The sequence below is a fragment of the Streptomyces sp. NPDC093600 genome (assembly GCF_044764755.1).
In the GTDB taxonomy this organism is placed as follows: domain Bacteria; phylum Actinomycetota; class Actinomycetes; order Streptomycetales; family Streptomycetaceae; genus Streptomyces.
This window is the reverse complement of sequence record NZ_JBIWIU010000001.1, coordinates 529,904-549,935: the sequence shown is the minus strand read 5'-3', so window position 1 is coordinate 549,935 and position 20,032 is coordinate 529,904. Positions and strand designations below refer to the sequence as shown.

The window sequence follows — 20,032 nt, the reverse complement described above, 5'->3', positions numbered from 1 at the left end:
AGGCCGCTGACGCCCCTTGAAGCCCTGTTGTCGCGTCCATGACCCTGAATACCGGACGGCGCCCGTCCTCCCTCGGGGGAGAGGACGGGCGCCGTCGTCCGTTCCGGACCGGGGTCGGTGGCTACGTGATCGTGAGGTGGAGGACGTCCTCCAGGAACGGGATCCGCAGCCAGGGGGCCGGCTGCACCATGAGGGCGAGCAGCACGATGAGGGTGCCCATCAACCCGTACGTGATCATGTCGGTGAAGCGCGACCGTACGGCCAGCATGCCCACCGAGGGCAGCGCGCGGCGCAGTCCGGCGCCGGTGAGCAGGGCGACGCCGACGAGGAGCGTGCCCACCCGGAACGACTGCGGGAACAGGTCGGTCCCGACGACGAGCAGGCCGAGGGCGGCCAGGCCCAGGACCGTGAGCAGCGGCCACTGCCGGGCCGGCGCGGGGGCGTCCCCGGGGGCGGCGCGCCCGCCGCCCTCCGGCCGGGCGGTGTCGGTGGTCATGGTGGGCGGCCGCCGCGTCCGCGCGGAGGCCGCGCCTCCACCTGCCTGCGCCTCGGCAGTGGGCGCCTTGGCGGCGGGCCCCTCGGCTCCGGTCCCCGCCCCGGTCCCGTCCGGAGCGGGGGTACGGGCGGCCATCGTCAGAGCGCCGCGGCCGCGCGCTCGGCGGCCTCGACGACGTTGACCAGGAGCTGCGCCCGGGTCATCGGGCCCACACCACCCGGGTTCGGGGAGATCCAGCCGGCGACCTCGGCGACGCCGGGGTGCACATCGCCGACGATCTTGCCCTCACCGTCGCGCGAGACGCCGACGTCGAGCACGGCCGCGCCCGGCTTCACGTCCTCCGGCCTGATCAGGTGCCCCACACCGGCGGCCGCGATGACGATGTCGGCCCTGCGCAGGTGCGCGGCCAGGTCCTTCGTGCCCGTGTGGCACTGCGTCACGGTCGCGTTCTCCGAGCGGCGGGTCAGCAGCAGCGGCATCGGGCGGCCGATCGTCACTCCACGTCCGACCACCACGACCTCGGCGCCCTTGATCTCGACACCGTGCCGGCGCAGCAGCGTGATGATGCCGTTCGGCGTGCACGGGAGCGGCGCGGGCTCGTTGAGCACGAGACGGCCGAGGTTCATCGGGTGCAGGCCGTCCGCGTCCTTGGCCGGGTCCATCAGCTCCAGGACGCGGTTCTCGTCGATGCCCTTGGGCAGCGGGAGTTGGACGATGTACCCCGTGCACGCCGGGTCCTCGTTGAGCTCCCGTACGACGGCCTCGATCTCCTCCTGGGTGGCGGTGGCGGGCAGTTCACGCTGGATGGAGGCGATGCCGACCTGCGCGCAGTCGCGGTGCTTGCCGGCGACGTACTTCTGGCTGCCCGGGTCGTCGCCGACCAGGATCGTGCCGAGGCCGGGCGTGACGCCCTTCTCCTTCAGCACCGCCACGCGGGTGGTGAGATCGGACTTGATCGCGGCTGCGGTGGCCTTGCCATCGAGAATCTGGGCGCTCATACGGCCATCCTCCCGGATGGACCCCGCCTTGTTCCAATTCGGCGGCGGCGGACCTCGGGCGCGCGGAGCCCGAGTTGCACTTGCACAACACCCGGGCAACCGACTGGACAAAAAGTCGACGTTGCGACGACGATGATCCGCGCAGTGTCGCGGCAGCGCAGGGGGGCGGACCGCTCAAGATTCAGTGATGTTCCTCCGCTCGGACCGCACAGTCCCCGCACCACCCCCACGGAGGAAACCCGTCATGAGCTTCGGTGAACCGAACAACCCGTACGGCCAGCAGCCGCAGCAGCCTCAGCAGCCCCAGGGGCAGCCGGGTTACGGCTACCCGCAGCAGGCTCCCCAGGGGGTTCCGCCGCAGTACGGCTACCCCCAGCAGCAGCCCGCCCAGCCGTACGGCGCGTACCCGCAGGCTCCGCAGTACTCCCAGGCTCCGATGGGCTACGGCGGCATGCCGCCGCTGGCGCACTGGGGCTGGCGTGTCCTGTCCCGCCTGATCGACAGCGCGGTCCTGCTCGGCCCGTTCTACCTGCTGTCCGGCATCGGTGCCGCCATCGGTGGCAGCGAGGGCAGCGCCGCCGCGACCGTCCTCGGTCTGATCGGCTTCCTGTACCTGGTCTTCATGTTCTTCTTCCAGATCTACAAGGAGGGCGCCACCGGTCAGACGATCGGCAAGCGGGCCGTCGGCACCCGCACGCTGCGCGAGTCGGACGGCCGCCCGCTCGGCTTCGGCATGGCGTTCGTGCGTCAGCTGGCGCACTTCCTCGACGGCATCGCCTGCTACATCGGCTACCTGTGGCCGATCTGGGACTCGAAGAAGCAGACCTTCGCCGACAAGGTGTGCAGCACCCTGGTCATCAAGGAGAACGGCTGACAGCGGCCGCTCCCCCGCAGAGCGGAAGGGCCCCCGGTTCGACGAACCGGGGGCCCTTCCGCTCTGCGGGGCCTCCGCGGGATCGCCCGGGGCTCGCCGGTCAGACGCGCCGCAGCACCACGAAGTGGCCCGCCTGGAACGACACCGTGTAGCGCGCCTCCGGATGCAGCGACGCCGCCAGTCCGACCGGGTCGGAGACGGGCTGCGACCAGCCAGAGGCGAGGTCGAACGCCAGGTAGTCGGGGGTGACGCCCTTCGCGCCGCCGACCCAGTAGACCGTGTGGTCGGCGGTGAGATGCGCCATGAGCGTCACATTGGTCTCCACGCTCGCCCCCTCGGGCACCGCCTCCACCGCCTTGCGCGCCTCCAGCGTCCGGCTGTCCGTGCGGTACGTCTCCGGTCGCAGCAGGTCCCGCAACGGCAGCTCCAGGGCGAGCACGACCGAGACGGCCGTGACGACCGGCACGACGACCTTCCCGTACGAGACGAGCCAGCCGCGCCGCGAGGTGCGCACGGCCCGGACGGCGTCGACGAGGGCGAGGAAGACGACCGGCATCAGGATGGCGCTGTAGTGCCAGAGCATCCCCCAGTGGTTCGGGTCCTGGGAGAGGAAGCGCCAGCCGAGCGTCGGCAGTACGAGCAGCATCAGCGGCGAACGCAGGGCGAGGAAGCCGGTGATGCCGACGAGGAAGAAGAGCATCTCCCACTTCTCGCCGGCTCCGAGCGCGGTGAGCAGCACCTCGGTGAAGGGGACGTCCGCGCCCGCGCTCGACTTCTCGATCTTGGCCCAGTAGTCGTACTGGCCGACCCGGCTCGCGGCCGGGATCAGGACCAGGACGGTCAGGGCAAAGGCGGCGACGCCGAAGGCGGCAAGGGCGGCGCCCAGCCGGCGGCTGCCGCGCAGGAAGAGGACCGCGCCGACCATGGCGACGGTGAGCCCCATGTCCTCCTTGACCAGGACCAGGGGGGCGGACCAGGCGACGGCGGCGGTCCACCGTCCCAGGAGCAGGGCCCGGCAGGTCAGGGCCAGCATCGGGACGGCGAAGGCGATCTCGTGGAAGTCGGACTTGACCGCTTCCTGCAGACCCCAGGACAGGCCGTAGGCGACGGCGATGCCCAGACCCGCGGCCCGGCTGCCGAGCACCTGCTGGGCGGTACGGCCCACGACGGCGGCGGAGGCGGCGAAGAGCGCGGCCTGGGCGAGGAGAAGCGCGAGCGGAGAGGACCAGATCCAGTACAGGGGCGCCAGGAGGGCGGTCACCGGACTGAAGTGGTCCCCGAGTATGAGGAAGCCCGGCCCCTTGATGTCGACGATGGGCGCGCGGAGCTCGGAGTAGGCCCGGACGGCCTGCTCGAAGATCCCGAGGTCCCAGGAGGGGGTACGGAACCGCTCGTACTGCACCCAGGAGTAGAGGAAGTAGAGGACGCCCAGGGCCCCGGCGAGAAGCGCGTACGGGCGGACGGGCGGGCCGGGCCGGCTCTCCGCGGCCCCGGTGGGGACGGTCTCGTGGCTGGGCGTCGCGGGGGCGGGGATCGCCGTCGCGGCCCCGTTCTGCACATCCAACACCGCGAGCCCCCACTACCAGCCGCCGACAAAAGAGCAACCCATTAGACCAGAGAGCCCGAGGCCGGTGGAATCACCGAGCCGAGCAGGCCGACGGGCCGCCGGACGGGGGCCGGCGGGACACCGGACGGGGAGGGCCCGCCGGTACGTTCTCGTACCGGCGGGCCCTCGGACCCTTCGCGGATCAGCGGATCGCGATCAGCGGATCAGCGGATCAGTGGATCAGTGGAAGAAGTGGCGCGTGCCCGTGAAGTACATCGTCACGCCCGCCTTCTTCGCCGCCTCGATCACCAGCTCGTCCCGGACCGAGCCGCCCGGCTGGACGACCGCCTTGACGCCGGCCGCCGTGAGGATCTCCAGGCCGTCGGGGAACGGGAAGAACGCGTCCGACGCGGCGTACGAGCCGCGCGCCCGCTCCTCGCCCGCGCGCTCGACCGCGAGCTTCGCGGAGTCGACGCGGTTGACCTGGCCCATGCCGACGCCGACCGAGGCGCCGTCCTTGGCGAGCAGGATCGCGTTGGACTTGACCGCGCGGCAGGCCCTCCAGGCGAAGGCGAGCTCGGCGAGCTCCTCGGCGGACAGCGCCTCGCCGGTCGCCAGGGTCCAGTTCTCCGGACGGTCGCCGTCTGCCTGGAGGCGGTCGGTGACCTGGAGCAGCGCACCGCCGTCGATCGGCTTGACCTCGACCGGGGCGGCCGGTGCGCCCTCGGCGCGCAGGACGCGGATGTTCTTCTTCCTGGCCAGGATCTCGACCGCGCCGTCCTCGTACGCCGGGGCGACGATGACCTCGGTGAAGATCTCGGCGACCTGCTCGGCCATCGCCACGGAGACCGGACGGTTGACCGCGATCACACCGCCGAACGCCGACAGCGGGTCGCAGGCGTGCGCCTTGCGGTGGGCCTCGGCGACATCGGCGCCGATCGCGATGCCGCACGGGTTGGCGTGCTTGATGATCGCGACGCAGGGGTCGGAGTGGTCGTACGCGGCCCGGCGCGCGGCGTCGGTGTCCGTGTAGTTGTTGTACGACATCTCCTTGCCGTGCAGCTGCTCGGCCTCGGCGAGGCCGCCCGTGCCGTCGACGTACAGCGCTGCGCCCTGGTGCGGGTTCTCGCCGTAGCGCAGGACGTTGTCGCGCGCGTAGGTGGCGCCCAGGAAGTCCGGGAAGCCGCTGTCGTCGGCGGCCGCGTAGTCGTCGGCGAACCAGGAGGCGACGGCGACGTCGTACGCGGCGGTGTGCTGGAAGGCCTCGGCGGCCAGGCGCTTGCGGGCGGCGAGCTCGAAGCCGCCCTCACGGGCCGCGGTGAGCACGTCGGCGTAGCGGGCCGGGCTGGTGACGACCGCGACGGACGGGTGGTTCTTGGCGGCGGCGCGGACCATCGAGGGGCCGCCGATGTCGATCTGCTCGACGCACTCGTCGGGGGTCGCGCCGGAGGCGACGGTCTCCTTGAACGGGTAGAGGTTCACGACCACTAGGTCGAAGGGCTCGACGCCCAGCTCGGTGAGCTGGTGGCGGTGGTCCTCCAGGCGCAGGTCGGCGAGGATGCCGGCGTGCACGCGCGGGTGGAGGGTCTTGACGCGGCCGTCCAGGCACTCGGGGAAGCCGGTGAGCTCCTCGACCTTGGTGACCGGGACGCCGGCGGCGGCGATCTTCGCGGCGGTGGAGCCGGTGGAGACGAGGGAGACACCCGCCTCGTGCAGACCGCGGGCCAGCTCCTCAAGGCCGGTCTTGTCGTAGACGCTGACGAGTGCTCGACGAATGGGGCGCTTCGTACCTTCGGCGGTCACGGGATTGTTACCTTTCGTCCCTCAATGCGGTAGCCGTGCCGGGCCAGACGCCCCACGACCTCGACGAGCAGTGAGCGCTCGACTTCCTTGATGCGCTCATGGAGAGCGGCTTCATCGTCCTCGTCCCGGACCTCGACCACGCCCTGGGCGATGATCGGTCCGGTGTCGACGCCGTCGTCGACGAAGTGGACGGTGCATCCGGTGACCCGCACGCCGTAGGCGAGTGCGTCGCGCACTCCGTGGGCACCGGGAAAACTGGGCAGCAGCGCGGGGTGCGTGTTGACGATCCGGCCGCCGAAACGGGAGAGGAATTCCTTCCCGAGGATCTTCATGAAGCCCGCCGAGACGACGAGGTCCGGCGCGTGGGCGGTGGTGGCCTCGGTGAGCGCGCGGTCCCACGCCTCACGGGTCGGGTGGTCCTTCACCTTGCACACGAAGGTGGGCAGTCCGGCGCGCTCGGCGCGCTCCAGGCCCGCGATGCCCTCGCGGTCGGCACCGACGGCGACGATCTCGGCGCCGTACCCCCCGGGGTCGGCGGCGATGGCGTCGAGCAGGGCCTGGAGGTTGGTGCCGGACCCGGAGACCAGGACGACGAGGCGGGCGGGGGCCACTGAGTCACTCTTTCCGTGGGTGTTTGTGCGGTCGTACGAACGAATCGTGCCCCTCGATACGGGGAACCCTACGAATGGCTCGACCGTCAGCAACGATACCGGCACACCGGACAGCCCCCACGGGACGGGGGCGGGGCCGGGAGGTAGCGTCTGGGTTCAACGCCAGATGAGACATCCGTTGAGACAGCACGTGCGGCCGTACGCGCGAGCGCACGTGAGACCGCAGTTGCGACGACAGAGGGAAGACGTTCAGCAGATGCCGGAACGCCAGTCCACGGACGACAACAATCCGTTCGCGCCGCCGCCCGAGGGGCAGCCGGACCAGCCGTGGCAGCCACGGCGGCCGGAGGGCTCGGACGACGACTCGTCGTCCGATTCGTCGGGATCCTCCGGGTCCTCCGGGGGCCGTTGGAGCAGCCGCCAGCCCGGCCGCTCCTCCGACGGCTGGGGCCGCCGCCCCGAGCGCCCGACGGGTCAGGGCGGCCCGGGAGAGGGTCAGGGGCCCGGCCTGAAGTGGGACCCGACCGACCCGGCACAGCGACGGGCGCGCTACGCCCTGCTCGCCGGCATGTGGGCGTTCTTCTTCGCCGTCTTCGAGATCCGGGAGCTGGCCCTGCTCCTCGGTGCCCTGGCCCTGTACTGGGCGGTCAGCGCCCTGCGCGCCAAGCCGAGGACGGCCGCGGCCACCGATCCGTCCACTCCGCCGGCTCCCGCCACCCCCGCCGCCACCGCCGCCGGCGGTGCGGGCGCCCGGAGCGCCCCGGCGCGGGCGCAGCGCACGGCGGCCGTCAGCGGTCTGGTCGCCGGAATCCTCTCCCTGCTGATCGTCGCGGGCGGCTTCACCCTCCAGCTCGTCTACCGCGACTTCTACACCTGTGCCGACGACGCCCTGACGGTCTCGGGCCAGCTGGCCTGCAACGACCTGCTGCCGGAACCGCTGCGGGACGTCTTCGGGGTGCGGGAGTGACCTCCGCGCCAAGCGCACCGGAGCGGTAGGCCCCGCGGCTACGCGAAGGGCGCGGGGCGCTCGGGCGGCGGCGGGGGCGGGGGCTGGGCCTGCGACTCGGGCGGAGTCTCAGGCATCGGCGGGGCGGCCGGAGGCGGAGGCTGAGGCGGCGTCGAGGGGAGCGGCGGGGTGGACGGGGGCGGCGGCGGAGCCGGCTCCCAGGCCGCCGGAAGATAGTCGTACGGCTCGAAACCGGAGTCGTCGTCGTCCTCCATCTCGGACTTCCGGCGTCCGGCGGCTTCGCCCGGCAGCGGCTCCGGGACCGTCCCGCGCCCCGGCGCCGGAACCGAGCCCGGGGGAACCGAGCCGGGCGGCGCGGAGGCGCCGGCCGGTGCCGCCGGTCGCGGCCGGGGTGTGAGTCCGCGGCGCGCCCAGAGCCGTACCCCGAGCGCCGTCGGCACCCCCACCACCACGCTCCACAGCACCGCCGCGGCGCCCGTCCGCCACCACACCGGGCCGAACTCCGCCAGCCGGCCGGAGCCCAGCGGCCCGCCGGCGACGGCCGCGAGCACCGCCATCGCGGCTCCGCACAGCCCGGCGGCCACGAGGACCGTCAGAGCCGCCTCCCGGGCCTTCCACAGCCGCGCGGCCCGTCCCACGCTCCAGCCCGGTGCGAGCGCCGCCGCCAGCGGCACGACCGCCGCCGCCCACTGCGGCCAGGAGCCCGGCCCCTCGGGGGGCAGCGCGGCCAGCAGCGGGAACGGCGGAACGGCCGCCGTGCCCGTGAACTCCAGTGGCGTCGCCACGGCGCCGGTACCGAGCGCGAAACCGGGGCCGAGTCCGTACGCCGCTCCCCAGACGGCCGCGTTCGGCAGCAGCGTCACGGCGAGGAGCAGCAGGGAGACCCGCCCGGGCCAGTCCCCCGCGAGGTTCGTGAAGGACTCGCGCGTCGCGCTCGCGTGCCAGCCCAGGGAGACGCCGATCAGCACCGCCCCGCCGCCGAGCAGGGCCAACAGGGCCGGCACAGCGGCCCGCAGTGCCGCGGCGGCGTGCTCCCGCTCCGGCAGCGGTCGGCCGACCGCCGTCCAGACGCCGAGCGCCGCCGACGCCACCACCACGGCGGGCGGCCACAGCGCGGTCGTGAGCGGGTCGGGCGACAGCGGGCCGCTCGCCGCGTAGACCACCACACCAGCCGCGACCAGCAGGTACCCGGCGGTGACCGCGGCCACCGCGCCGCCGATGGAGGGCTTGGGGCCGTCCTCGTCCGATTCCAGCGTGTCCCGAGCGGCGCGGTGCGCCAGCCAGCCCGGCAGGACCATCAGCAGCAGCGGGGAGACCCCGAGGGGCGCGGGCGCTCCGGACAGGGTGTCGCCGCGCACCAGATCGGCGCCGTGGGCGAGCAGCCAGAGCCCGGCGGCCGTGTGCAGCGCCCCGCCCGGCCCGCTGTCCGGGTACGGGGAGCCGATCCACGCCGCCATCACCAGGACCGCCACCGCGCCGAGCCCGAGCCCCGCCGCGACCCCGCCCCGCACGAAGGCGGTACCCAGCGCCGCAGAGCGGCCGCCCCGGACCAGCGGATCGGCCGCCGACGACAGGGGGCGCTCGGTCATTTCGGTCACGCGCCCATGCTGCCAACGACACGCGCTTTTCCCGCGTAACAGGCAAACCGCCGTGGTGTCGCTCAATATACGTTTATGTACTTTTCCGCCCAGAGGAGCTCTGCGGGAGGTCGTCACCGATGAGTCCGAGTCGGAGCACCGCCGATTCCGTCTCCTCCGCCGCGCTGCCCTCGCCGAAGGAGCGGCGCAGACTGCGGGAGGCTCTGGCCCTGAGCGAGGACCAGGTCGCCGATGCCATGGGGGTCACCCGGGCCACCATCCGGTCCTGGGAGACGGGACGGACCGACCCGCGGGGCCGGAAGCGGGAGGCGTACGCGAAGCTTCTCGGCGCGTACGACGAAGAGTCCGCGCCCCCTGGTGCGGACCCCGCGCCTCTCTCGGAGGCGCCCCGGCCCACCCCCGCCGAGCCCCTGGCGCGCACCAAGACCGCCGCGCCCACCCGTCCGAGGACGGCGGTCAAAGGGGCCGCCAAGCCCCCGAAGACCCCGTTTCCGGGCCGCGAGGCGGCCCGGAAGCCGCTGGAACGCCTGAAACCCGCCGGGGACGACCGGGCGGTCCCGGCCGGCCATGAGGCCGACCCGGCGCCGGCCGCCACGGCCACCGGGACCCTGACGGAGCCCGCCCCCGAAGCAGGGGCAGAGCCCGCCGCGCAGCGCTCCTCCCTCACTCCGGAGGAGGCCTTCGACGCGCTCTACGCCTACGCCGCCCCCGCCCTCGTCCACCAGACGTACCTGCTCACCGGCCGCCGCCGGCTCTCCCGCGAGTCCGTGGAGCGGGCCTTCCACCACGCCTGGCAACACTGGCCCGAGGTCGCGGTCGACCGGGACCCGGTGGGGTGGGTGCGGGCGGCCGCGTACGAGTACGCGCTCTCCCCCTGGCACCGACTGCGCCGCGCGCACCGGCACCCCGACGCCCTGCCCACAGAGGCCGGGCGACGGGCCCTGCTCACAGCCCTGCTGGAGCTGCCGCCGCCGTACCGCCGCACCGTCCTGCTCTACGACGGGCTCGGCCTCGACCTGCCGGACACCGCCGCCGAGACCGAGGCGAGCACCCCCGCCACCGCCAACCGGCTGATGCACGCCCGTACCGTCATCGGGCAGCGGGTGCCCGAACTCGCCGACCCGGACGCCCTGCACAGGCGGCTCGTCGCGCTCGTCACCGAGGCGCCGACGGCGACGCTTCCGGCGGCCGGGACCGTACGGACGAAGAGTGAGCGGCGCGCGCGGCTGTGGACCCGGGCGGCGCTCGGCGCCACGGCGGCGCTCATCGGTCTTACGGCCTTCACCCTCGCCACCGCGCCGACCCAGTACCTGCCGGTCCACGCCCCCGGCGAGACGGTCAACGGCGTCCCGGTCCGCGGCGGTTCGCCGAAGCTCACCCCGGAGGACAAGGAGCTGCGGGAGATGCTCCGCGCCCGGCCGCATCCTGGCCCGGAGCGGCTGGTCCCCGACCCGCACTGATGACCGTGTACGCGCCCTGTACGCGAGAGGGCCCCGCCCTTCCCGGAGACCGGGAGGAGCGGGGCCCTCTCACCTGTGCGGCAGTCTGGTTCAGCCCGCGAGAATGGCGCGCGCCAGCTTGGCCGTCTCGGTCGGCGTCTTGCCGACCTTGACGCCGGCGGCCTCGAGGGCCTCCTTCTTCGCCTGCGCGGTGCCGGAGGAGCCGGAGACGATGGCGCCGGCGTGGCCCATGGTCTTGCCCTCCGGCGCGGTGAAGCCCGCGACGTAGCCGACGACCGGCTTGGTGACGTTCTTCGCGATGAAGTCGGCCGCACGCTCCTCGGCGTCGCCGCCGATCTCACCGATCATGACGATCAGGTCGGTGTCGGGGTCGGCCTCGAACGCCGCGAGGGCGTCGATGTGCGTCGTACCGATGACCGGGTCGCCACCGATGCCGACGGCGGACGAGAAGCCGATGTCACGGAGCTCGTACATCATCTGGTACGTCAGCGTGCCGGACTTCGAGACCAGGCCGATGCGGCCCGGCTTCGTGATGTCGCCCGGGATGATGCCGGCGTTGGACTGGCCGGGGGTGATGAGACCCGGGCAGTTGGGGCCGATGATCCGGGTCTTGTTGCCCTTCGACTGCGCGTACGCCCAGAAGGCGGCGGAGTCGTGGACGGCGATGCCCTCGGTGATGACGACGGCCAGCGGGATCTCGGCGTCGATCGCCTCGACCACGGCGGCCTTGGCGAAGGCCGGCGGGACGAAGAGGACGGAGACGTTGGCGCCCGTCTTCTCCATCGCCTCGGCGACGGTGCCGAAGACCGGGACCTCGGTGCCGTCGAAGTCGACGGACGTGCCGGCCTTGCGCGGGTTCACGCCACCGACGATGTTGGTGCCGTCACCCAGCATGAGCTTGGTGTGCTTCATGCCCGTGGCACCGGTCATGCCCTGGACGATGACCTTGCTGTCCTTGGTGAGGAAGATAGCCATGGTGTGCTGTGACCTCGTCCCTTACTTCGCAGCCGCGAGCTCGGCGGCCTTGTCGGCCGCGCCGTCCATGGTGTCCACGCGCTGCACGAGCGGGTGGTTCGCGTCCGAGAGGATCTTGCGACCCAGCTCGGCGTTGTTGCCGTCGAGGCGCACGACCAGCGGCTTGGTGACCTCTTCACCCTTGCTCTTGAGGAGCTCCAGGGCCTGGACGATGCCGTTGGCGACCTCGTCGCAGGCGGTGATGCCACCGAAGACGTTGACGAAGACGGACTTGACGTCCGGGTCGCCCAGGATGATCTCCAGGCCGTTCGCCATGACCTCGGCGGAGGCGCCGCCGCCGATGTCGAGGAAGTTGGCCGGCTTCACGCCGCCGTGGTTCTCACCGGCGTACGCGACGACGTCCAGGGTCGACATGACCAGGCCGGCGCCGTTGCCGATGATGCCGACCTCGCCGTCGAGCTTGACGTAGTTGAGGTTCTTGGCCTTGGCAGCAGCCTCGAGCGGGTTGGCTGCGGCCTTGTCCTCGAGCGCCTCGTGCTCGGGCTGACGGAAGTCGGCGTTCTCGTCGAGAGACACCTTGCCGTCCAGGGCCAGGACGTCGCCGGAGGCGACCTTGGCCAGCGGGTTCACCTCGACGAGGAGCGCGTCCTCGGCGATGAAGGTGTCCCACAGGGTCACGAGGATCTCGGCGACCTTCTCGGCCACGTCGGCCGGGAACTGCGCCTGCGCGACGATCTCGCGCGCCTTCTCGATCGTGACGCCCTCGTTGGCGTTGACCGGGACCTTGGCGAGCTTCTCGGGGGTCGTCGCGGCGACCTCCTCGATGTCCATGCCGCCGGCGACCGAGGCCATGGCCAGGAAGGTGCGGTTGGTGCGGTCGAGGAGGTACGAGACGTAGTACTCCTCGAGGATTTCCGGAGCGGTCTCCGCGATCATCACCTTGTGGACCGTGTGGCCCTTGATGTCCATCCCGAGGATGTCCGTCGCGCGAGCGACGGCCTCGTCCGGGGTGGCGGCCAGCTTCACGCCGCCGGCCTTGCCGCGGCCGCCGACCTTCACCTGCGCCTTGACGACCGACTTGCCGCCAAGACGCTCGGTGGCCTCGCGCGCCGCCTCAGGCGTGTCGATGACTTCACCGGCCAGCACCGGTACACCGTGCTTGGCGAAGAGGTCCCTCGCCTGGTACTCGAACAGGTCCACGCGCGTCCGTCCCTTTTCTGATGATCGCGGTTCGTTGTCTGCGTGGGCGTGCCGCGAAGGGCAACGTGACTGCGCTGTCACAAGGGAGGCGTACACGGTGTCCGTGGACGCGGCATGTCCGTCTCGCAGGTTATCCCCGAGGGACGTGGGTCCCTAAATCGCAGATCACAACGGAGCGGTGATACGGGTCACAGATCGTAGGGGTGGCGAGGCGTTCCGTAGGGGATCCCGAGGGTGCCCTCGATGCCCACCGCACAGGTGGGGACAGGTCGTTGCGGACCTCACGCCACACCGGTCCCCCAGGTGAGGGGCCCGCGGTGCCGGTTGTGACATGGACCTCAGTGCGCCCTGGCACCCCGGTCGGGTGGTGCCGGGACTACGGATTCCGCAGCCCCGGCACGGAGCGTCCGGACCTGTCCTAGAGGGTGTCCGGCACCGGCAGGGGGCGTTTCTCGATCGCCGCCGCCATCACCTCCGGGAAGAGGTCCGGTGTGCAGGCGAACGCGGGGGCGCCGAGCGCGGCGAGCGCGGCCGCGTGCTCGCGGTCGTAGGCAGGGGCTCCCTCGTCGGAGAGCGCGAGGAGGGCGACGACCTGGACCCCGGACGCCTTCATCGCCGCGACCCGCTTGAGCATCTCGTCGCGTATCCCTCCTTCGTAGAGGTCGCTGATGAGGACGACGACGGTGTCGGCGGGCCGGGTGATCCGCGACTGGCAGTAGGCGAGGGCCCGGTTGATGTCGGTGCCGCCGCCGAGCTGGGTGCCGAACAGGACGTCGACCGGGTCGTCGAGCTGGTCGGTGAGGTCGACGACCGCCGTGTCGAAGACGACGAGCCGGGTCGCGATCGACCGCATGGAGGCGAGGACCGCGCCGAACACCGAGGCGTACACCACCGATGCCGCCATCGAGCCGGACTGGTCGACGCAGAGCACGACGTCCTTCTTCACCGACCGCGCGGCCCGGCCGTAACCGATGAGCCGTTCGGGGACGACCGTGCGGTGCTCGGGCAGGTAGTTCTTGAGGTTGGCGCGGATCGTGCGGTCCCAGTCGATGTCCCGGTGCCGTGGCCTGCTGATCCGGGCGGAACGGTCGAGGGCGCCGGTGAGCGTGGCCCGGGTGCGGGTGGCGAGGCGCTTCTCCAGGTCGTCGACGACCTTGCGGACGACCGCGCGCGCCGTCTCCCTGGTCGTCTCGGGCATGGCCTTGTTGAGGGAGAGCAGGGTGCCGACGAGATGGACGTCCGCCTCGACGGCCTCCAGCATCTCTGGCTCCAGGAGCAGGGTGGAGAGGCCGAGGCGGTCGATGGCGTCGCGCTGCATGACCTGGACGACGGAGCTGGGGAAGTACGTGCGGATGTCGCCGAGCCAGCGGGCCACGGAGGGGGCCGAGCCGCCGAGTCCGGCCGAACGGTCCCGTCCGCCGGACGCCCGGGGGCCCGCGCCCGGGCCGTGTCCGTAGAGCGCGGTGAGCGCTCCGTCCATCGCCGCGTCCGTACCGGTGAGGGAACACCCCGTGCCGTCCGCCTCGCCTCCGCCGAGGACCATGCGCCAGCGGCGCAGCCGCTCGTCCTGTCCGGTGCCGTTCACGGGCCGACCTCCAGGGGCGTTCACGGGCCCACCTCCACGGGAGTGGAGAGGGGCTCCCTCACCGGTGGGTTCACGGGGTCCTGCATGGGGCTCTCCATGGGGTCCTCCATGGGACCGGCGGGGTTCTCCACGGGTTCGGCGGGGTTCTCCACGGGTTCGGCGGGGTCGAGCAGCAGGCGCAGGACGGGCAGGATCGCGTCGGCCCGGGCCTCGTCGAGGTCGGGGGCGAAGCCGGGCACGCCTGCCTCCAGGTGCGCCCGGCCGCCGGAGGACGGACCACGGGCGACCAGTTCGCCCAGGGTGCGGCGGACGCCCGGTTCGTACGCGGAGAACGTGCGGCGCAGCAGCGGCAGCACGTCGGTGAAGGCGTGCGCGGGCACCGAGGTGAGCCAGGCGTCGACCAGGGCGAGGAGGCGTTCGTCGTGGACGAGGAGCATGCCTCCGCCCGAGGCGCCGCCGACGAAGCCCTCGATCCAGGCGGCCGCGTCGGCGGGCGGGGTGCCGGGTGAGAGGGCGAGGCCCATGAGGCGGGCGGCCTCGCCCTCGTCGAGCCGCCCCTCGTCGAGAAGGAGCCGGGCGCATCGGCCACGGAGGGTGCCGGGGACGGTGTCGCGGGTGGCGAGCCCGCGCAGCACGCCCGACCAGCGGTCGGTCAGCCGGGCGCTGTCGGGGAGCAGTCCGAGGGCGGTGTGGACGCCGTCGAGATGGCCGCGCATCTCGGCGGCGGCGTCGGTGTCGAGTCCGGTGCAGGCGGGCGGCAGTCCGACGCAGATCCGCTCGGCGAGTCCGGCCGCGACCTCGCCGAGCGCGGCGGTGTCGGTGGCGCGGACGTCTCCGTAGCGCAGGGAGCGGGCGAGCGCGGGGAGGGCCTGGGCGAGGTGGCCGACGTCGGTGTCGAGCGCGGCGCGGTCGGCGAGCGCCGTCATGACCGTGGGCAGCGCCTCGGCGAGTCCGGCGAGGAGGCACCGCTCGGCCAGGGCGGTGATGTCGGCGAGGGCGGTGGCCTCCCGGGCGCGGCTCTCGGCCTTGGCGGTGGCGGCGGAGGCGACGGTGGTGCCCCAGACGCCCGCTTCCGCGACCCGCACATGCAGTTCTGGTTGCCAGCGCAGCCGCCAGCTCTCGCGGAAGGTGCCGGTGCTGCCGCGGCCGGCGACCGGCTCGCCCCAGCCGACGGCGAGCAGGGTCAGCCGGTGCAGGAGCCGGCTGCGGGCGGCGTCGTTCTCCTTGCGCAGATCGAGCTCCAGTTCGCGCTCCCGCGCCTCGGGTCTGAGGCGCAGACCGCGCTGGAGCCTGGTGAGGTCCCGCTGGAGCGGTACGGCGGGGGCGGCGGCCGGGACCTCCCCGAGGACGTCGCCGACGACGAGCCGGTCGCGTACGAGGTCGAGCGGGACGTCTGAGCCGTCGCACATGACGGCCCGTACGGCGTCGGTGGTCTCGCCGAGTCCGGCCAGCGGGCGGCCGCGCATCGCCGCGAGGGTCTCCGCGAGCCGAACGGCTTCGATGACGTGGGCGGAGGACACCATCCGGTCCTCCTCCCTGAAGAGGCGGGCGACCTTGGTCATCCAGCGTTCGACCGGCCGGTCGGGGGCGGCGAAGAGGTGTGCGTACCAGCCGGGCGAGTCGATGCCGGCGCCGTACCCCGAGCGGCGGGCCAGCCGGCGGTGGGTCCAGGGCACCCACGTCATCTCGGTCTTCACCTTGGGCAGGCCCTTGAGCAGGGCGCGGTCGGCGGTGGCGGTGGTCCTCGCGGTGAGCGCCGGCACGTGCCAGGCGCCGCACACGACGGCGACTCCGTCTCCGAACTCCTTGCGGGCGGCGCGCAGCCGGAGCCGCATATGGGCCTCGCGCACGAGGTCGCGGGGGCGGCCGCCGTGGCCGTAGGCCTCCCGCAGGGCTCCCATGGCCTCGGCGAGCGCGGTGAACGGGGCCAAGGGGTCGCCGGGGCCGCGGTGTTCGACGGCGTCCTCCCACCAGCGCTCGGGGTCGTCGTAGCCGGCGGCGTCGGCGAGTTCGGCGATCGGGTCGATACGGACCGCCCGGTCGGCCGCCTCGCCCTCGCTGTCGCCCTCGCCGTCGCTCCAGGTCGGGTCGGTGGCGGCCAAGGTGTGAGCGGCGGGCAGGTCGATGAACCGGACGGGGACGTCGTGGGCCAGCGCCCAGCGGAGGGCCACCCATTCGGCCGAGAACTCGGCCAGCGGCCAGAAGGCGGCACGGCCGGGATCGTCGACCGCGTGCGCGAGCAGCGCCACGGGCGGCCGCATGGCCTCGTCGGCGGCGAGGCCGAGCAGCCCGTCCGCCTCGGGCGGTCCTTCGATCAGCACGGCGGCGGGCCGCTCGGCGTCGAGTGCAGCCCGCACGGCCCGGGCGGACCCGGGGCCGTGGTGCCGGACGCCGAGGACGAGCGGCTCCCGGCGCGGTACGCCGCGGCCCGGGGGCCGGGTCTCGGCCACGGGCCCGGACTCGGCTCCAACTCCGGCTCCGGCTCCGGCTTCGGCGGGGCGCGGGCCGTGGGGGCCGGCCGCGTCGTGGGCGGAGACGGGCGTGAGCGCGCGGGTGGCGGCCGTCATGCGCTCACCTCGCGGCAGGCGCGGTAGAAGTCCTTCCAGCCGTCTCTCTCCCGTACGACCGTCTCCAGGTACTCCTGCCAGATGACACGGTCCGCCGCGGGGTCGCGGACGACCGCGCCCAGGATGCCGGCGGCGACGTCGCCGGGGCGCAGGACGCCGTCGCCGAAGTGCGCCGCCAGGGCGAGGCCGCCGGTGACGACGGAGATCGCCTCGGCCGTCGACAGCGTCCCCGAAGGAGACTTGAGCTTGGTGCGGCCGTCCGTGGTGATCCCGTCGCGCAGCTCGCGGAAGACGGTGACGACCCTGCGGATCTCCTCGACGCCCTCCGGTACGGCGGGCAGGTCGAGCGAGCGGCCGATCTGGTCGACGCGGCGCGAGACGATGTCGACCTCCGCCTCCGGGCTGGCGGGCAGCGGCAGTACCACCGTGTTGAAGCGGCGGCGCAGCGCGCTGGAGAGGTCGTTGACCCCTCGGTCACGGTCGTTGGCGGTGGCGATGAGGTTGAAGCCTCGGACGGCCTGCACCTCCTGCCCCAACTCCGGTACGGGCAGGGTCTTCTCGGACAGGATCGTGATGAGTGTGTCCTGCACGTCCGCGGGGATGCGGGTGAGCTCCTCGACGCGGGCGGTCAGGCCCTCGGACATCGCGCGCATGACGGGGCTGGGCACGAGCGCGTCCCGGCTGGGCCCGTGGGCGAGCAGACGGGCGTAGTTCCAGCCGTACCGGATCGCTTCCTCGGGTGTGCCGGCGGTGCCCTGGACGAGCAGGGTGGAGTCTCCGCTGACGGCGGCGGCGAGGTGCTCGGAGACCCAGGTCTTGGCGGTGCCGGGCACGCCGAGCAGGAGCAGCGCCCGGTCGGTGGCGAGTGTGGTGACGGCGACCTCGACGATCCGGCGCGGCCCGACGTACTTCGGCGTGATCACCGTCCCGTCGGGGAGCGTGCCGCCGAGGAGATAGGTGGCGACGGCCCAGGGTGAGAGCTGCCAGCGGACGGGCCTCGGCCGGTCGTCGGCGGCCGCGAGCGCCTTGAGCTCGTCGGCGAAGGCGTGCTCGGCGTGCGGCCGCAGCACCTCGCTCCCGGCGTCGGGCACAGCGCTCGCGATGGTTTCGGGCACGGTCATGGATCCCCCTCCAGATCGTTCGACCTGATGTGGGATCCACCGTGCACCATGCCACTGACAATCGGCCGTCGCCGCAGCTCAGGGCCGCAACTGGGCGATCTGGGAAGGGCGTCAGCCGGCGATCGGGGAGACCGCGACACAGCCTCCGCTCATCGCCTCCTCGCCCTTCGCCTCCTTGATGACCTTGCCCTCGTGGATGACCTTGCAGGTGATGTCGCCGGGGGTGAGCGAGACCGGCATGACGGCGGGCGGCATGACCCCCTTGAGCGTCACCGTCTTCTTCCACGGCGTGATCGGCTTCTTCTCCGACTCCATCTTCGGCTCCATCGCCGTGCCGCCGCCGGCGTGGTACTCGATCGACTCGATGCCCTTGCCGCTGACTTCGTACGTGACCTCGTAGGTCTCGTTCACTGCCTTGTCGACCTGGTCGACGGCCGTGGAGCAGGCACCGAGGCCGAACGCCAGGCCGGTGACGGCGAGGGCGGAGGCGGCGGTGCGGACGGTGCGTGCGGTGCGCTTCATTGCGGGGTCCCCCTGAACTGCCGCGTGTGCGGCGGATGGTGTGGTGAGCCCTCGCAGAAAATCGTAAAGAGAGAGTAAAGTCAAGCGGCCTTTCGGTCGGCCGCGGGGCGGGAAACAGCAGGCCGGGGGCGTTGTCAGTGGGGCCCCCTACCGTCGGGGGCATGGACACACAGGGGGTGCGCTGGACGGCGGATCAGGTGCTGGCTCTGGCTCCTGACGACGCCTCGCGCAGAGCGGGAAGCAAGCTGGGGACGGCCGGGCCGTGGTCCGGCGCGGGCAGCAGCGACGAGGGCGCCGTCTGGGGCCTGTGCCGGGGCAGCGGCGGCAAGCCGTACCGGACGGTGGTCGACACCACGGGCCCGGCGTACAGGTGCAGTTGCCCGAGCCGGAAGTTCCCGTGCAAGCACGCGCTGGGGCTGCTGCTGCTCTGGGCCTCGGACGGCACGGCCGTCGGCGGGGATGAGGTCCCGGACTGGGCCGCGTCATGGCTGGAGGCGCGGCGGGAGCGCGCCGCCGCTCGCTCGGGCGACGGGGGAGACGGGGCCACTGCCGCGCCCGCCGACCCGGAGGCCGCGCGCCGCCGGGCCGAGCGCCGGGCGGCCAGGATCACGGCGGGGGCCGAGGAGTTGGAGCAGCGGCTCGCCGATCTGCTCTGCGGGGGCCTGGCGTCGGCCGAGCGGTCCGGTTACGCCCTGTGGGAGGAGACGGCGGCGAGAATGGTCGACGCCCAGGCCCCCGGACTGGCCGGCCGTGTCCGCGAGTTGGGGTCGATCCCGGGCTCGGGGCCCGGATGGCCGGTGCGGCTCCTGGAGGAGTGCGCGCTCACGCATCTCCTCGACAGGGCCTGGCTCGGCGTCGACCGGCTGCCCGGCCCGCTCGCGACGACCGTCCGCGCCCGGGTGGGCCTCACCCCGACCGCGCAGGGCCCGACGGTACGGGACCATTGGCTGGTTCTCGCCCAGTACGACGCGGCCGACAGCCGACTGACGACCCGCCGCGTCTGGCTCCAGGGCCGGGAGAGCGGACGGACGGCCCTGCTCCTCTCCTTCGGAGCGGCGGGGCGAGCACCTCAGCTGTCCCTCCCGGTGGGCTCCGTCCTCGACGCGGCGGTCACCCTCCACGCGGGCGCGGGCGCGCTGCGGGCCGAATGGGCCGAGCAGTTCTCCGCCCCCGCGCCACTCGACGCCCCGCCTCCGGGCGGCACGGTCACCGACGCCCTCACGGCCTACGGCAACGCCCTGCGGGAGGACCCGTGGCTGGACTCCTGGCCGGCGACCCTTACCGATGTCGTGCCGATCCCGACGGAGTACGGCTGGCAGCTGGCGGACGCGAGACCGGCGGGCCGCGGTGACCTCGCCGGCGCCTCCGGAGGCCAGGTCGGCGGCGAGGCGGTGCCGTTGAGCGCCCCGGCGCTCGCGCGGCCCGGCCTGTGGCGGTTGGCGGCGCTGTCGGGTGGCCGGCCGGTGACCGTCTTCGGCGAGTGCGGGCACCGCGGCTTCACCCCACTCGCCGCCTGGTCCCCGGAGGCCCCGGGCGAAACGGTCCCACTCCACTGACCGTCCGACCGCCCGGCGAGACCGCTTCGGTGCCGACGCGACTCCCTGCCGGGGGCCGCTCGGCAGCGTTCCCTCCCGACGCCGCCCCGGGTGGCCGCTCAGCCGGCCCGGTCACCACCCGCCTGGGAGCGCCAGGGTCCGGCGCGACTGCCT

Annotated in this window: 16 protein-coding genes; 4 read left to right on the top strand and 12 right to left on the bottom strand. The window is 73.2% G+C overall.

Features of this window, described 5'->3' with window-relative positions; translation table 11 throughout:
- Positions 1-121 precede the first annotated feature (121 nt).
- Together ACIRB4_RS02735 and ACIRB4_RS02730 are read right to left on the bottom strand one after the other, a co-directional pair.
- Complete coding sequence (locus tag ACIRB4_RS02735; protein ID WP_403288002.1) at positions 122-631, bottom strand: DUF3017 domain-containing protein; 510 nt, start codon at positions 629-631, stop codon at positions 122-124.
- 2 nt (positions 632-633) lie between these two features.
- Positions 634-1,494, bottom strand: coding sequence for a bifunctional methylenetetrahydrofolate dehydrogenase/methenyltetrahydrofolate cyclohydrolase (locus ACIRB4_RS02730; RefSeq protein WP_356885929.1), 861 nt, complete (start codon positions 1,492-1,494; stop codon positions 634-636).
- A gap of 244 nt (positions 1,495-1,738) precedes the next feature.
- Between ACIRB4_RS02730 and ACIRB4_RS02725 the strand changes: the two genes are divergently transcribed.
- Positions 1,739-2,368, top strand: coding sequence for an RDD family protein (locus ACIRB4_RS02725; RefSeq protein ID WP_403288001.1), 630 nt, complete (start codon positions 1,739-1,741; stop codon positions 2,366-2,368).
- Between the two features lie 100 nt (positions 2,369-2,468).
- Here ACIRB4_RS02725 and ACIRB4_RS02720 read toward each other — a convergent pair whose 3' ends face one another.
- The 3 genes from ACIRB4_RS02720 to purN all read right to left on the bottom strand — a co-directional run bounded on the left by ACIRB4_RS02720 (position 2,469) and on the right by purN (position 6,328).
- Positions 2,469-3,935: a DUF2079 domain-containing protein gene (locus ACIRB4_RS02720; RefSeq protein ID WP_403288000.1), complete on the bottom strand. Its 1,467-nt coding sequence runs from the start codon at positions 3,933-3,935 to the stop codon at positions 2,469-2,471.
- A 219-nt stretch (positions 3,936-4,154) separates the two neighbouring features.
- Positions 4,155-5,717, bottom strand: a complete 1,563-nt coding sequence (gene purH / locus ACIRB4_RS02715; RefSeq protein ID WP_403287998.1) for a bifunctional phosphoribosylaminoimidazolecarboxamide formyltransferase/IMP cyclohydrolase — start codon at positions 5,715-5,717, stop codon at positions 4,155-4,157.
- Positions 5,714-6,328, bottom strand: a complete 615-nt coding sequence (purN, locus tag ACIRB4_RS02710) for a phosphoribosylglycinamide formyltransferase (RefSeq protein WP_403287997.1) — start codon at positions 6,326-6,328, stop codon at positions 5,714-5,716. The genes purH and purN overlap by 4 nt, the downstream gene beginning before the upstream one ends.
- A gap of 256 nt (positions 6,329-6,584) precedes the next feature.
- Between purN and ACIRB4_RS02705 the strand changes: the two genes are divergently transcribed.
- Positions 6,585-7,295: a hypothetical protein gene (locus tag ACIRB4_RS02705; protein ID WP_403287996.1), complete on the top strand. Its 711-nt coding sequence runs from the start codon at positions 6,585-6,587 to the stop codon at positions 7,293-7,295.
- Positions 7,296-7,333: 38 nt separating this feature from the next.
- Here the strand turns inward: ACIRB4_RS02705 and ACIRB4_RS02700 are convergent, their stop codons facing one another.
- Complete coding sequence (locus ACIRB4_RS02700) at positions 7,334-8,884, bottom strand: DUF6350 family protein (protein WP_403288651.1); 1,551 nt, start codon at positions 8,882-8,884, stop codon at positions 7,334-7,336.
- A gap of 128 nt (positions 8,885-9,012) precedes the next feature.
- On the opposite strand from ACIRB4_RS02700, the gene ACIRB4_RS02695 reads away from it, so the two are divergent.
- Positions 9,013-10,353, top strand: coding sequence for a sigma factor-like helix-turn-helix DNA-binding protein (locus tag ACIRB4_RS02695; RefSeq protein WP_403287994.1), 1,341 nt, complete (start codon positions 9,013-9,015; stop codon positions 10,351-10,353).
- Positions 10,354-10,443: 90 nt separating this feature from the next.
- Here ACIRB4_RS02695 and sucD read toward each other — a convergent pair whose 3' ends face one another.
- The 6 genes from sucD to ACIRB4_RS02665 all read right to left on the bottom strand — a co-directional run bounded on the left by sucD (position 10,444) and on the right by ACIRB4_RS02665 (position 18,323).
- Positions 10,444-11,328: a succinate--CoA ligase subunit alpha gene (gene sucD, locus ACIRB4_RS02690; protein ID WP_356885943.1), complete on the bottom strand. Its 885-nt coding sequence runs from the start codon at positions 11,326-11,328 to the stop codon at positions 10,444-10,446.
- Positions 11,329-11,349: 21 nt separating this feature from the next.
- Complete coding sequence (gene sucC / locus ACIRB4_RS02685; protein WP_403287993.1) at positions 11,350-12,528, bottom strand: ADP-forming succinate--CoA ligase subunit beta; 1,179 nt, start codon at positions 12,526-12,528, stop codon at positions 11,350-11,352.
- A gap of 418 nt (positions 12,529-12,946) precedes the next feature.
- On the bottom strand, positions 12,947-14,071 hold the full coding sequence (locus tag ACIRB4_RS02680; protein ID WP_403288650.1) for a VWA domain-containing protein: 1,125 nt from the start codon (positions 14,069-14,071) through the stop codon (positions 12,947-12,949).
- A gap of 62 nt (positions 14,072-14,133) precedes the next feature.
- Positions 14,134-16,680, bottom strand: a complete 2,547-nt coding sequence (locus ACIRB4_RS02675; RefSeq protein ID WP_403287992.1) for a DUF5682 family protein — start codon at positions 16,678-16,680, stop codon at positions 14,134-14,136.
- Positions 16,677-17,801: an AAA family ATPase gene (locus ACIRB4_RS02670; RefSeq protein ID WP_403287991.1), complete on the bottom strand. Its 1,125-nt coding sequence runs from the start codon at positions 17,799-17,801 to the stop codon at positions 16,677-16,679. Before ACIRB4_RS02670 ends, ACIRB4_RS02675 begins: the two co-directional genes overlap by 4 nt.
- 111 nt (positions 17,802-17,912) lie before the next feature.
- The gene (locus ACIRB4_RS02665; RefSeq protein WP_403287989.1) at positions 17,913-18,323 is read right to left on the bottom strand and encodes a hypothetical protein; all 411 of its coding nucleotides are present in this window, start codon (positions 18,321-18,323) and stop codon (positions 17,913-17,915) included.
- A 161-nt stretch (positions 18,324-18,484) separates the two neighbouring features.
- On the opposite strand from ACIRB4_RS02665, the gene ACIRB4_RS02660 reads away from it, so the two are divergent.
- Positions 18,485-19,879 (top strand): SWIM zinc finger family protein, encoded by a 1,395-nt coding sequence (locus ACIRB4_RS02660; protein WP_403287988.1) that lies wholly within the window; start codon positions 18,485-18,487, stop codon positions 19,877-19,879.
- Positions 19,880-20,032: the final 153 nt, after the last annotated feature.